Annotated in this window: 13 protein-coding genes; 7 read left to right on the plus strand and 6 right to left on the minus strand. The window is 49.2% G+C overall.

Annotated elements, in window-relative coordinates:
* Positions 1–123: 123 nt before the first annotated feature.
* From ACGHAD_RS17650 to ACGHAD_RS17660, 3 genes are all read right to left on the minus strand, one after another.
* Positions 124–1,248: a hypothetical protein gene (locus tag ACGHAD_RS17650; RefSeq protein ID WP_382414319.1), complete on the minus strand. Its 1,125-nt coding sequence runs from the start codon at positions 1,246–1,248 to the stop codon at positions 124–126.
* Positions 1,249–1,348: 100 nt separating this feature from the next.
* A complete protein-coding gene (locus ACGHAD_RS17655) occupies positions 1,349–2,653 on the minus strand; it encodes a DUF945 family protein (RefSeq protein WP_382414317.1) in 1,305 nt (434 codons plus the stop codon).
* A 476-nt stretch (positions 2,654–3,129) separates the two neighbouring features.
* Positions 3,130–3,795 carry a TetR/AcrR family transcriptional regulator gene (locus ACGHAD_RS17660; RefSeq protein WP_382414315.1) on the minus strand — a complete coding sequence of 222 codons (666 nt, stop codon included), beginning with the start codon at positions 3,793–3,795 and terminating at the stop codon, positions 3,130–3,132.
* A gap of 116 nt (positions 3,796–3,911) precedes the next feature.
* Between ACGHAD_RS17660 and ACGHAD_RS17665 the strand changes: the two genes are divergently transcribed.
* From ACGHAD_RS17665 to ACGHAD_RS17695, 7 genes are all read left to right on the plus strand, one after another.
* Positions 3,912–4,997 carry an HlyD family secretion protein gene (locus tag ACGHAD_RS17665; RefSeq protein ID WP_382414313.1) on the plus strand — a complete coding sequence of 362 codons (1,086 nt, stop codon included), beginning with the start codon at positions 3,912–3,914 and terminating at the stop codon, positions 4,995–4,997.
* 85 nt (positions 4,998–5,082) lie between these two features.
* A complete protein-coding gene (locus ACGHAD_RS17670) occupies positions 5,083–6,609 on the plus strand; it encodes a DHA2 family efflux MFS transporter permease subunit (RefSeq protein ID WP_382414311.1) in 1,527 nt (508 codons plus the stop codon).
* Between the two features lie 469 nt (positions 6,610–7,078).
* Positions 7,079–7,498: a DUF4168 domain-containing protein gene (locus tag ACGHAD_RS17675; protein WP_382414309.1), complete on the plus strand. Its 420-nt coding sequence runs from the start codon at positions 7,079–7,081 to the stop codon at positions 7,496–7,498.
* A gap of 101 nt (positions 7,499–7,599) precedes the next feature.
* Positions 7,600–7,905: a YkgJ family cysteine cluster protein gene (locus ACGHAD_RS17680; RefSeq protein WP_339616921.1), complete on the plus strand. Its 306-nt coding sequence runs from the start codon at positions 7,600–7,602 to the stop codon at positions 7,903–7,905.
* A 54-nt stretch (positions 7,906–7,959) separates the two neighbouring features.
* On the plus strand, positions 7,960–8,736 hold the full coding sequence (locus ACGHAD_RS17685; RefSeq protein ID WP_339616922.1) for a polysaccharide deacetylase family protein: 777 nt from the start codon (positions 7,960–7,962) through the stop codon (positions 8,734–8,736).
* A 177-nt stretch (positions 8,737–8,913) separates the two neighbouring features.
* Entirely contained in the window at positions 8,914–9,378 is a 465-nt protein-coding gene (locus ACGHAD_RS17690; RefSeq protein ID WP_382414306.1) for a hypothetical protein, read from the plus strand.
* A gap of 173 nt (positions 9,379–9,551) precedes the next feature.
* Positions 9,552–9,845 carry a hypothetical protein gene (locus ACGHAD_RS17695; protein WP_390403024.1) on the plus strand — a complete coding sequence of 98 codons (294 nt, stop codon included), beginning with the start codon at positions 9,552–9,554 and terminating at the stop codon, positions 9,843–9,845.
* A gap of 75 nt (positions 9,846–9,920) precedes the next feature.
* Here the strand turns inward: ACGHAD_RS17695 and ACGHAD_RS17700 are convergent, their stop codons facing one another.
* From ACGHAD_RS17700 to ACGHAD_RS17710, 3 genes are all read right to left on the minus strand, one after another.
* Positions 9,921–11,378, minus strand: coding sequence for a catalase (locus ACGHAD_RS17700; protein ID WP_382414304.1), 1,458 nt, complete (start codon positions 11,376–11,378; stop codon positions 9,921–9,923).
* Positions 11,379–11,595: 217 nt separating this feature from the next.
* Positions 11,596–11,886 carry a hypothetical protein gene (locus ACGHAD_RS17705; RefSeq protein ID WP_339616926.1) on the minus strand — a complete coding sequence of 97 codons (291 nt, stop codon included), beginning with the start codon at positions 11,884–11,886 and terminating at the stop codon, positions 11,596–11,598.
* A 66-nt stretch (positions 11,887–11,952) separates the two neighbouring features.
* Positions 11,953–13,488 (minus strand): methyl-accepting chemotaxis protein, encoded by a 1,536-nt coding sequence (locus tag ACGHAD_RS17710; RefSeq protein ID WP_339616927.1) that lies wholly within the window; start codon positions 13,486–13,488, stop codon positions 11,953–11,955.
* Positions 13,489–13,618: the final 130 nt, after the last annotated feature.

Here is a 13,618-nt window from a genome sequence, read left to right on the forward strand (position 1 = left end):
CCAAACCAATCGCTCCAAGCTTTGATCCGCCCACCCTAAAATGGCTGACAGGGAAAACTTAAAGCAATTGAAATGGTTGTTACATAATCAGTATGTTTTACACCCTGATTATGGCAAAGATGATTAATCTTTCAGTAAATACGAGCAGGGCGAGTCTACCCACTCAAACCGTCCGCCGCAGGTGCGGGCGTAACGGTTTGCTTGCGAGCCTGCTGCCGCGTAATACAAAGTATCACACGCAGTTAAATCACCATCAAAACATTTAGTGGCAGCATTAACCGATAGTTTTCGAGGAACCTTTTTACCCGAAGGGGTTTTATCTTGCCAATGCTTTTTGGCGTAATCTACGCAGAACTCTGTTTTATCACGAACGCGACCACCACAGCTTGCGGCATAGGCTTCTTGCTCACTATCTGCTAAAGAAATATGGTACAAGGTATCGCAGTCGGCCATGTTGGCAGCTTTGCATTGCGAGGCAAGCTGGACTAGCTCATCCATAACCTCTCGCGGCACAGGTGTCGCTTTTGGTACCGATTTTAAACTTCCTTGCTCTGGGGCGTCTGGCAACGTGTAATTTTTAAACCAATCGCTCACCAAGGCATCTTTTATTTTTTGATCGGCTGAATCTAAAAAGCTTTTATTCTCAGAAAAAAACAAAAGTTTACTGTACGCTTTATTAATGTAGCTTTTGTCAAAACCATACGCTTTCAAGTAAATCAAAGCATCAGTTTCACGCAGCTCGTCAACAACGGTGTCATCCTCTGTTGCGCCGACCGTATAAAATCCAGACTCGATATTATAAATCGCATCAGTAAGCTCACCAACACTTTGCGCCCGCTCCATGTCTAGCCAAGCAACCATATTGTAACAAGCCCGCAACGTTGACCGGACAACATTATACTCGGCAGAATATTGCCACTCAAAAGCGTATTCTTCTAAATCTTTTATGGATTTTTTACATACGTTCTCAGCCTCATCGATACGATCTAACTCGTACAAGCTGTAGCGCTGAAAATTGTACACATAGGCCATTTCTACTGCACCTACATCATCGTCCATAGCCTCCCGCAGGTGATTCACGACCTCTAAGGCTTCTTGGTATTGATCGTTAGAGATGTAATGTTGCGCTTGTCCCATTTTCGATGCAAAAAGATCATCAAAGGATTCAGCCAATACTTGTGTACAGAAGCCAAGGCATAAAACAAAAGCAAGAGGGATCACTAACAGATATTTTTTAACATTATTCATACGTATTCCGTCACAAACGTTCTAACAACACTCTGTAGTGAAAAACTACACTAAAGAAAAGCTTTATAAGCAATAATTACTTTTATACCAAAAAGTAACCCTACAAGTAGGCATCACCTAAACCTAAATACTGCTTTAAACTAAAGGAGGTATCTGCAATCCATAACTGACCTTCAGAAATTTTTGCATCTACAATGTATTCGTTATCTTTTTGAATAATATAGGTACCAACATACGGTGTAATTAAAAACTGCAGGGGCGTTCCTGCCACAATTTCTTCAGAAACAATCAGTTTCATATTACCTTTAAGAAAGGCGACATACTCTTTAATAGATCCGATGCTGCCTTCGATCTTGGAGTCGAAACCTAATTGCATGTTGGCGTTAGCGTATCCATCTAAAGCTTTTCCGCCAAATTTGCTTGTAAGGCTTATATCTTTGTGCGCCATCTTGGCCAACACCTCAAGCATTTTTGGCTCAAATTGTGCAAAATCAAGGTTTTCCTGTGCTGCGCTCATCTCCTTAGAAAGCTGGCTCCAAGCCACCATGGCATCCATAGGCATTTTATCCAGCGCCAGCTCATAGTACAGATCTTGCGCAGCAAAAGGACCGGTAAAATTCTTCACTGTCATTTTCATGCTGGAGTTAAGGTATGTTTTATCAATCTCTTGATGCTGCATCATCTCTACATTGTTTAAACTAGCTTCTTTCGAGCTGCCGGGAGAGAAAGTCACCTTTTTTAGCGTGGCGGACGATGAACTGATCGGTACACCTTCAGCTGTCATGGTGTACTTCCACTGTCCTTCAAGTGGTGTTGCTGTTATCTCTGCCATATCGCTTGTAAACTGCGTCTTGCCAAAATATAAATCGCCTTTAGCGTCTTGAGAGCCAAACGTTCCTTTGCCATTTATAGTAATTCCATCTACTTCAAAGAACACGTCGTCTTCTTGATAGGTAAGCGCCCCAGAGTGCCAGCTTGAATCAAGACTGCCGCCGTAGGTTCCCAGCATATTTAAATGGCCGACGCCCTGCGGAAATAGCTTGGTTAACATTTGTGTAATATCGCTATTACTGGATTGAATTTTATTGTTCTCGGAGAGCGCATAAAACCAACCAAACTTTACGCCATCGGCGAAGATAACCGGTCCGTGGAACACCTCTACATCGGAGTTCAGACTTAGGCTATCGATTTGGAGCTGTTCACCGTTATTATCAAAATTTACTTTAAACGTGCTTTTAAAAATACCGCGGTGATAATCAGAGACTGATAACTCACCTTGCATTGGATGCTGTTTTTTCGCCATTGCTACTTGCTTTTTGATGTAGCGCTCTCCAACGATGCCGCTATAGTAGGTCAGGCCCACGTAAGCAAAAGCCCCCAACAATACAAACACTATTTTTTTCATGACATGTCCTTTTAAATAATTGATTACTGAGACTAACGGACAATGCCGGCGCTTTTGGTGAATAACCAAAAAGCCGTTTGCAGGGGGTAGATACAGCGAGGGGTCTTAGAAAATACCGTGTAGGTTGAGCGCAGCGCTCCCTAGCCTTCCTTGCAGTGGTTCATGTCCATTGGCGCGGATTATAGCAAGCCCAGTACTTCATGGGAGGCACACTGAACATCTGTCAGTGTAAACGCTGGCATTTTGCCAACTGGGTCACATTTGCGTTTTGCCAGTAGACTCTGGTGAACGTTAGCCGCAACAACCATGTGGCACGGGCAGGGCAGGTGCCTAAAACCAACCATAGCTCTGACGAGGAGTAAAATGGGTGCTCAGTCTCGCCGTACGTTAAGCTCTTTTGAGTTAGGGGAACGCGGCCTGAATAATCATTGGGGTGTCGATGAGGTTAAAGGCCTTATGGGTGACAGCCTCTGGATTTAAACACTGGGTGCCGTCGAGCTACATCCGTTAAGAAACAACCCAACTGCATGATGCACCACGGTATCGCGCTCTTGCGAGCTCAGGGTAAACTCCTCGGCCATTAACCGGCGCATATGGTAGTTGCCCTTAATCATGCCGATAAACTGTGTCGCAGCGAGATAACAATCGTCCAACTGCAATTTACCCGCGCCGACTTCACCTTCTAGATAGTCGGCGATGGCTCGCAGGTTACGCTCGGGGGCGATCGCCATGTAGATCTCCCGCAAGCGTGGGTTGCGACCGGCTTCGGCAATTAGCAGGCGCTGTAGCGCCAGGGCGTCGGCCGATAGTGCCAACTCCAAAAAGCTTACCCCCACACCGTACAACACGTCGGCCGCGTCTTTGCCGGTGATACGTGGTTGCTCTAGCTGCTGCAGTAAGTGCGCGCTTTTGCGCTCTACCATCGCCTGAAATAAGCCCTCTTTATTGCCAAACAGCCGGTACAAGGTGGCGAGCGAACCTCCCGCCCGCGAGACTATCTCCTGTAAGCTTGCGGCCTCGTAGCCACTTTGCAAAAACACTTCGGTGGCAGCATCGAGAATACGGTCTCGGCGCCGTAACCCGCGCTCGCGCGGGGCATAGCTGGCGTCTTTAGGCGTATCTGGGCTCACTTTATCGCTCATTCAACACTCTCTTTATTTAGAAGGCTTATGGTACCACTAAGTATCACCCATCTTGACAGGCTTAGATTGTAGTGTAACATTCATTACACTTTGTAATCTTGCTCAAAGGCTCACAAATGAAACCCTCCCCCAAAAAAATGGCGCTGCTGGCAGCGGTCATTGTTGTGGCTATTATCGTCGCTACTAAAGGCTATCACTGGTATCAGCATGACCGGTTTATCGAGACCACCGATAACGCTTATATTAAAGCCGATTCGGTAGCCCTGCGCCCGGAGCTTGCGGGCCGCATCAGCGCAGTTGCCGTGCACGAAAATCAGCGGGTTAGCCGCGGCCAGCTGCTACTGCAAATTGACCCCGATGATTACCAGTCGCGGCTCAGCGAGGCCCAAGCGCAGCTTGCGGTAGCGCAGGCGGCACTGGCAGATGTACGCGAGCAAACCACGTTACAACACAAAACCATCGATGAAACAACGGCCAATATCGAAGCCGCCGAGGCGGAGCTAGAGCGCACTCGGCTAGACCTTGAACGCTCCGAGACACTGGCGAAACAAGAGTATGGCTCTAAGCAACAGCTGCAAAACAATCAGGCGGCGGAAACTGTTGCCAAAGCCCGCCTCTCGCAAGCTCAGGCGGCGCACGCGGCCGGCCAGCAAATGCTGGCGGTACTGGCAGCCAAGCGCCAGAGCGCTAACGCGCAAATTACCTCGGCCCAATCGGCGGTTAGATTCGCAAAGCATCAACTGCAAAAAACAACGATTGTCGCCCCCCGCGATGGAATTATCGGTAACTTGGGCGCTCGGGTAGGCAATACCGCACAGCCGCAACAGGTGCTTTTGTATCTAATACCGCTGCCTGACGTGTATGTACTGGCCAACTATAAAGAGACCCAAATTGGCCATATGAGTATCGGCCAAGCCGCCACCTTTACCGTTGACGCCTTACCCGAGCAAACATTTAACGGGGTGGTGGACTCTATTGCACCAGCTGCAGGCAGTGAGTTCAGCCTGTTGCCCCGGGACAATGCCACTGGCAATTTTAATAAAATTGTCCAGCGCGTACCGGTGCGAATTCGAGTCACCGGGCCGGCCGATCAAATGGCGCTACTGCGGCCGGGCTTATCGGTTGTTCCCGCCGTGGACACCCAATCGTTCCAACAGCAAGACTCATATTTAGTCAGCGAAAAGACGGCAACCACCCTATAAAGCAGACCGACGCTTCGCTTTATAGGGCTGCCTTTTTATAGCGAACCTATTATTTTGATCAACGCAGCAATAGGCATTAAACACTATGGCAGATACTCGGGAAATGCCGCCCATAAGCCAGCGCATTGGTTTTGTGGCTGCCATTTTAGGCATGTTTATGGCCATTTTGGATATCCAAATTGTCGCCAGTTCGCTCAATGAAATTCAAGCGGGTGTGTCCGCCACGCCCGACGAAATATCCTGGATACAAACCGCTTACCTGATCGCCGAACTTATTATGATTCCGCTATCGGGTATGCTGACTCGCTGGCTCTCCACTCGGCTAACGTTTGTGATTTCATGTCTGTCATTTACCCTGGCCAGTATTGGCTGCGCCATGGCGCAAACCATCGACCAACTGATTTTTTTACGCGCAATACAAGGGTTTGTCGGCGGTGCGATGATCCCGATTGCCTACGCGCTGGGCTTTAGATTGTTTCCCACGCGCGTCATGGGAGCTGTGCAGGCCGTTATCGGTATGATCGCCACCACTGCGCCGTCTATCGGCCCCACGTTGGGGGGCTACATTACCCAGCACCTTAGTTGGCACTGGCTGTTTTTAATGAATATTATTCCGGGTATTATCGCCAGCGCGGGCGTCTGGTTTTTTATGCGTATTGATGAGCCCGATTTTAGTTTATTTCGAAAAATTGATTTTCGCGGTCTGCTCTATTTAGCGCTGTTTTTGGGCCCGCTGGAATATGTTTTAGAAGAGGGGCCCGGGGACGATTGGTTTAATAGCAACACTATTACCAGCATGGCACTACTGTCATTTTGCAGTGCTGTTTTATTTTTTCGGCGCACACTGACTATCGACTTTCCCATCGTCGACTTACGGGTTTTTAAAGACCGAAACTTTGCCATTGGTACCGGTTTTGGTTTTATTATTGGCCTTGCTCTATACGGACTGGTTTACTTAATGCCACTATTTTTAGGCGTAGTGCGGCAGTTTAATAGCCTGCAAATTGGCGAGGTTATGTTTGTTACCGGCGCCGCCATGTTCTGCACGGCGCCTATTGCCGGCCGCTTATCGGATAAACTAGACGGCCGATACATTTTAACGGTGGGCTTATTGCTCGTAGGATCGGGCTCTATTATGAATGCCTGCCTGAGCGCCGAGGCGGGCTACGATCAGTTTTTTTGGCCACAAATTGTGCGCGGCATGGGCTTGCTGATGTGTATTATTACCGCTGCCCGAATAGCCATGGGGACGATGCCTGTCTCGCAAGTAAACAATGGCGCAGGGCTATTTAACGTTATGCGAAACTTAGGCGGCGCGGTAGGGCTTGCCGCTATCGATACTATTTTAGATCTTCGCAATGACTACCACTGGAACCAAATAATTCCCGCCATAAGCCCTACCCGCGATGTGGTGACGCAACAGATTTTTCAGATTGAACAACAAGTCACCGGCGCCGCCAGTGACCCGCGCGCCGCCGCTATCGGACAAATTGCCCAGCGAGTCGGCACCCAGGCCCAGGTGCTGGCCTATAATGATATCTTTTTGTGGTTAGGTATTTTGTATTTGTGCGCCGTGCCACTTATGCTGTTTATGCGCAAACCCGATCACTAAAAACGCATCACACCGCAAATGCTAATCACCCGCACCGGCGAGTTGCACACCGGTGTAACCGCTGGTGATAAAATTTATATTCCCCTGATAAGTCTTTATCCAAAAGTGCAGGCTGACCTTTGCTGACAACAGCGGCAGGTATAGCAAACTTATTTTCTTGGCACTTCTCGCCAGCGCATTTGTCCACTAAGCGTCGTTTTATACATTGTTGGTTTTGACAAACTACTCAGCCGCTAAGTGTGACTCAATTCAAACTTCTTATTTTTTTGTTTGCTCACAACTATTAACTGAGCGTTAAAACCGTAAGAATATTTTACGAAAGCGAATTACAGCTTGGTAAATATTACAAGCTAGCAAACAAAACACGCCTGCAGTGCCACAGAATCAATCGTTTGGCAGATCGGCATGATTCATGCCTCGTCACCGCAGTATGTTTTTAATCATTACTTTATGTAACTAGGAGTTTACTATGAAATTCGTGAAACAGTCGCTATTAAGTGTTGTTATTGCTGCCGGCATTGCTTCTACTGGTGCCTATGCCGCTGATCAAAGTGCTCAGGCACCGACCGCTCCGGCCATGCCAGAAAAAACCGCGCCACAGATGGATGTAAGCGATGAGCAAGTGGGTGATTTTGTCGAGGCCTATGTAGCGGTACAAACTCTCAACCAAGAGTACGCAACCAAACTGCAAGCTATGACCGACAGCCCGGAAAAATCTCAGAAGCTGCAAAAAGAAGCGCAAACCGAGATGAAATCTGCCATTACCGATACTGGTTTGACCCTTGAAGAATACAAACAAATCGCACTGGCCGCTAACGATAGCGAGCAACTTCGCCAGCGCATTTCTTCAGCGATCAACGCCAGCACTAGCGCACCAGCCGATAGTTAAATGCTGCCACCGCGGGCGCTGCCCGCGGTTTCCCACCAGATACCTGCCATTAAATAGCAACTCGCAAGCTAATTATCGTTTTAACGCGTAAAATCACAGCCATGAATAATGATGCTGTGACTATTAGCGCTACACACCTCCCCCAAAGCGACGTATCTTGCACCAGTTGTAAGGCATGCTGTTGCCGCCTAGAAGTTATGTTAATTACAGACACTGGCGTTCCCGAAAAACATATCGCGGTCGATGAGTGGGGCGGCGAAACAATGCGTCGCTTAGACGACGGTTGGTGCTCAGCGCTCGACCGAGAGACCATGATGTGCACCATTTATGACAAGCGCCCCTGGATTTGCCGCGAGTTTGAGATGGGCTCTTACGAATGCTTAGTAGAGCGAGACGAAGGTATGTGATATAAAATCACGCTACGCGATTTTATATCATAATAAGTCACAGGGACGCCGCCAATGACAACAGCATCTCGCATCATAGCGCTAACATTCAGTTTGTTTGCCACTAATACAGCACTGGCTAAGGACTTTCACTGGCCACAAGGACAAGAAGCGGCGGTAAGCCTATCCTACGATGACACCCTAAACAGTCAGCTCGACAATGCGATACCGGCGCTCAATCGTCACGGAGTGCGCGCCTCGTTTTATATGATGGTGGCCTCGCCGGTGATGGCCGAGCGAGTCGATGAGTGGCGCGAAGCGGCTAAAGCCGGCCACGAGTTGGGCAACCACACCATTTATCACTCGTGCTCACGCAGCAAGGGCAACGACTGGGTAAAGCCCTATAACGATATGGACAAACGCGTTGTCGAGCAGGTTCGCGATGAGATAGTTGTCGCCAACGGCGTGTTACACGCGATTGACGGCAAAACCGAGCGCACCTTTACCCCACCCTGTGGCGATGTAGAAACCAGTAACGGTAACTATATTCCAGCGGTGCGCGACTTGTTTGTTGCCATTAAAGGCGACAATGAGCAATTACCAGACAACTTTGCTACGTTGGCATTACCCAACGGCCAAACCGGTGATGAGCTAATCGCCTATGTGCAGCAAGCAGCGCAGCAGCACCAGCTGATTAACATCATTTTTCATGGCATTGATGGCGATCACTTAGCGGTTTCGAGCGAGGCCCACGAGGCGCTGGTAAAGTACCTAAGCGATAATAAAGACACCTACTGGACTGATACTTACTTGACGATTATGACGCATGCAAAAGCGCAGCTAGAGCGATAACGGCCCGGCCGAGGGCTTGTGGATCAACCTAAGCACAGCCACACAACCAATAGCTGACACCAGCTATTGGTTGTTTTATAATCAACAGCCCTATACAAACCCGTTAGAACCTCGATGATCCAACCGGCCTCATTTTTTAGCTCAATAACGCCCGTGAAGGCATACGCTAGCGACTCAATGTCGCTGAGCGACGCGCGCGCTAAATTTAGGCCCACGGGGACAACTCAGCCACTGCTGGAGCGGATCGCCCGAGAACCTCAAGTAAAGCGCGATAACCTTGATGCACGGCATGAAGGCAACGGCGAACAGTCACATAAAGTTCAGGACTTTATTGATACAATTCTAACCAACGGCGAATTTTTACCCGTTACTGATGCCCCTCTTGAGCCTGGATTTTGGCAAGATGGCCGTTCTTCACAGGGTCAAAGCTATCGCAGCCAACCAACAGGAGCCGAGCAAGGTCAAACTTACCCGGCTGCCTCTAGCCCCCAGACCATGGCAAGTATTCGGGCGGCCGCCGAAGCATGGCAACAAAGCGAGCCCCAGCGAACTACTACAGCAGACCTACCCACCAGTATTGCCAGTTATATAAACGTACAATCTGGCGGCACGCCGGCGCTTGGGTTATCGCTATTTGCGTAAACCACCTTTACTCTCACTATAATCAATAAAAATACAGGAAGCCCACCCACATGACGGAATACGAAATCATTTACCTTTTTAGTGAATATTTAAACCGCACTTGGGAGGTCATGCAATTTTGGGCCAGTGTATCGTTTGGCCTAATTGCGTTATCACACTTGGGCGCGCGATATTTGAATGCTCTGGCCACTGTAATTGTCAGTGCGCTTTACATTGCTTTTACTCTGTTTGTAATGAATATTCTTAGAGTAAACGGAATAGTGGGCAATGGATTTTTAACGGAGCTTAGTTCCTTAAAAACATTAGGGCCCGGCGCACAAAAAATTATTGCAACAGCGCCCACCTCGCTCGAGATGACGGCAATTATCACCACTTTTTTTGGCTTGTTTTTGGGTAGCTTAGTCTTTTTATGGCTTAGCTTTTGGCGTGCACATAAGGCTAAAAAACCTGCTACCGTGCCGAATTAATACAGATTATAAATTTATTGCGCTACAAGTCTAACCCAGTGATCACTGGGTTAGACTGACAACCTTACTTGTAAACTACGCCTTTTTAACCCCCGCCTCAATGCGCTGGCCAATATCGCTATCGATATTTTTCCAGTACTCAAAAGCTCGCTCAAGTACTGGCTCAGATACGCCATCCAATAAATGCCCAACAACATTATTGACTAAACGCTCGCGCGCGGCGTCATCCATAACGTCATTAATCAGGGCGCGTGGCTGGCTAAAATCATCGTCGTCTTTGCGCAGGGTATAAGCGTTGCGCACTAAGTCACCTTCAGCGCCCCACGCTTGTTCGGCCGGATACTGCTCGGGTTGAGCACTGGGACCGCCTTTGCTGTTAGGGGCGTATACCGGATCACTCACGTTTTGTACGCGCATCGGACCGTCTTTGCTGTAGCTGTGCACGGGCGATCGCGGCGTGTTAACCGGTATTTGTTTGTAGTTAACACCCAAGCGGTGGCGGTGCGCATCGGCGTAGGCAAACATACGACCCAACAGCATTTTATCGGGGCTAATACCAATACCCGATACTAAATTGTTTGGCTCGAACGCCGCTTGCTCGATCTCGGTGTGATAGTCCGTGGGATTGCGGTTTAGGGTAAATTTACCCACCTCAATTAACGGGTAATCTTTGTGCGGCCACACTTTGGTTAAATCAAACGGGTTAATGCGATAGGTCTCTGCTTCGGCAAAGGGCATAACCTGCACGTGCATGGTCCAACTGGGGTGGTCGCCCCGACTAATCGCTTCAAATAAATCGCGGGTGTGAAAATCACCATCACTACCGGCTAACTCATCGGCGTTGTCTTGGGTTAAAAAATCGATGCCTTGATCGGTTTTAAAGTGATACTTAACCCAAAACTTCTCACCCTGAGTGTTAACCCATAAGTATGTGTGGCTCGAGTAGCCGTTCATATGACGCCAAGTTTTGGGAATACCGCGATCCCCCATCAGCCACGTCACTTGGTGAGCGGATTCGGGCGATAACGTCCAGAAATCCCACTGCATATCGTGGTCGCGTAGGTTGGTATCGGCACGGCGTTTTTGCGAGCGAATAAAATGCTGAAATTTCATGGGGTCGCGGATAAAAAACACCGGGGTATTGTTACCCACCAAGTCGTAGTTGCCCTCACTGGTGTAAAACTTTAAGGCAAAGCCGCGAGGGTCACGCCACGTATCCGGACTGCCGCGCTCACCGGCGACGGTCGAAAACCGAGCTAAGGTGTCGGTTTTAACACCGGGCTGAAACAGCGCAGCTTTTGTAAACTTGCTTACATCGTTTGTAACTTCGAAGTGACCAAAAGCACCACCACCTTTGGCGTGGGGCTGGCGCTCGGGGATGCGCTCGCGGTTAAAATTTGCCATTTGCTCGACCAAGTAGTGATCGTGCAACGCTATGGGGCCATTGGGCCCAACGGTAAGTGAGTGCTCATCACTAGAGACGGGAATGCCCGCATCGGTCGTGGTAGGTTTTGGCTTGTTTGGGTCGCTCATGGTTTTGCTCCTTGCTTGCACGGTTTAAGTCGTACAAATAGAGCATATTTTGTTCCAAGGTATAGTTTTATGAGCGAGGGGCAAGTAAAAGAACTTTACAGCAGATAGTAGGGGCGAGGCATTAAACCCAGGTAAATCTCATGGTGAACCAATAAACAGCCGATTATTCAGGTGCAAACGCAGCAGATCCTTTGCTGCGTTAAAAGTTAAAAATTAATTACCCGCGCGCTTTGAACTCGCGAATCAGTTTGTTAAAGCTCTCGGCGTAGTCCTCTAGGTCTTTAACGGCTTTCTTTTGATCACCGCGCGACATCCCCGAGCAACTGAGGTATTCCTCCATGGCTTTAACGTAGGCTTTTACCTCGTTATTAGATTTTACCATTTGTGCGGTAACAGCGGTTGCCGGGTCTGGAAAAGCGCTCGGTTTGGCGGGTTCGCTACACGCCGCGCTGAAGCCCGATACAGTTAAACTTGCAAGCAGTGAACTAATAAGTAAAAGTTTTTTCATGGTTCAGATCTCTTTTACAGGTTCTTGTACTTTACACATTTTCGCCCGGCTCAGCGGGCGTTAACGTCAGATTTTAAAACGGCCAACCAACTCAGACATCTGCTTAGCCATCTGCGCCAAGTTAGCGCTGTTAGCGGTAATACGACTGGAGCTTTCGGCGGTGCTAATGGCTACACCCGAAACGCTGTCGATGTTCACTTCGATCTGTTGCGTCGCCGCACTTTGCTCTTCAGAGGCGGCGGCTATCTGATTGGTGCGGTCACGAATCTCACCCACGTACTTAGTAATGTCCTCCAGTGAGTCGGTAGCCTCGTTGGCGCGGCTCACTGAGGCGTCGGCTTGGCTGGTACCGGCTGTCATCATCTCTACCGCTTTGGCTGAGCCGGTTTGCAGACGTTCGATCATCTCTTGAATTTCGGTGGTAGAGCTTTGCGTGCGCGAGGCGAGGGTGCGCACCTCATCGGCGACCACCGCAAAGCCGCGGCCTTGCTCACCGGCACGAGCGGCCTCGATGGCGGCGTTTAGGGCCAGCAAGTTAGTTTGCTCGGCGATGCCGCGAATCACATCCAGTACGGTGCCAATGGCAACCGTTTCTTGGCGCAGACGATCAATCACCTCAGAGGCGGTTTTAATATCGGTCGACAAGCTCTGAATTTGGCTCATGGTGTCGTGCACGATCTCTTTACCACCCATGGCAACTTTGTCGGCTTGCAACGAGTTGTCAGCGGTTTCGGCAACACGTTGGGTCACATCGGCCACTACGCTCGACATTTCTTTGATCGCGGTAACAATTTGTTGGATATCTGATTGCTGCGAGGTAATCGAGCGCTCGTTCTCTTGCGACAGCTGCGACAGGATATTGGCGCTTTCATCGACTTCGGCCGCGGTCTCAGCCACATTGCCAATAATACTCTGCAGGCGCTCGACAAAGCGGTTAAAGCACGCTGCCAGCTCGCTGATTTCATCAGTGCCTTCAACCGGCAGTCGGCGGGTTAAGTCGCCTTCACCCTCGGAGATATCGCGCAGTGCGCGCACCACATTATTAACCGGTTTAACCACGCTGGCTTGAACTAAATAGGCTAAAGCGGCCGCGATGGCGCTGATGACAATCACAACCCATACCGCGCTTTTAATCGCCGAACTTACTACCGTGTTTAGCTCAGCCAGATCCACCTGAAAAGAGATCATACCGACTTTGCCACCGTCGGATTTGATGGTTTCGGTAATAATAAGGCCGTTTTCAATCTCGATTACCCCGGCCGCGTTGGGCCGTGACGGCAAGCCCGCCGGCATTTTTCCCTCGCTGGCACGGGAGTACCAGGCAAAGGGCTCGCCTTTGGTGTAAACCACAGCGCCTAATACCCGCTGGCTAACGTTTAGTGCATTAAGTGACGCACTTACGGTCATATCGTCATCAAAGGTAATAGCCCCGACGCTGGCTTCCCCCAATACCTGGGCAAGGGTGCGGGTGTCGTTAACGATGGTTTCTTCAACGGTGCTGATACCGGAGCGTACAGTGACGAAGGTCGTCACTAAGACGGCGGCGATACAGGTCAGTGTGACACTGAGCAGGATCTTCCATTTAAGCGATAAATTTTTCACGATGCCCTCGACTGGCTAAGCGTTATTGGCTCATTTTTATGGGTGACGCGCCTCTAAGGCACTAGCATTACATGTAGTATAATGCGCCAACCCCGAAATTCCGAGAACGAATAAAGGAATCGATCAAGTA

Source organism: Gilvimarinus japonicus (genome assembly GCF_042847215.1).
Lineage (GTDB): Bacteria > Pseudomonadota > Gammaproteobacteria > Pseudomonadales > Cellvibrionaceae > Gilvimarinus > Gilvimarinus japonicus.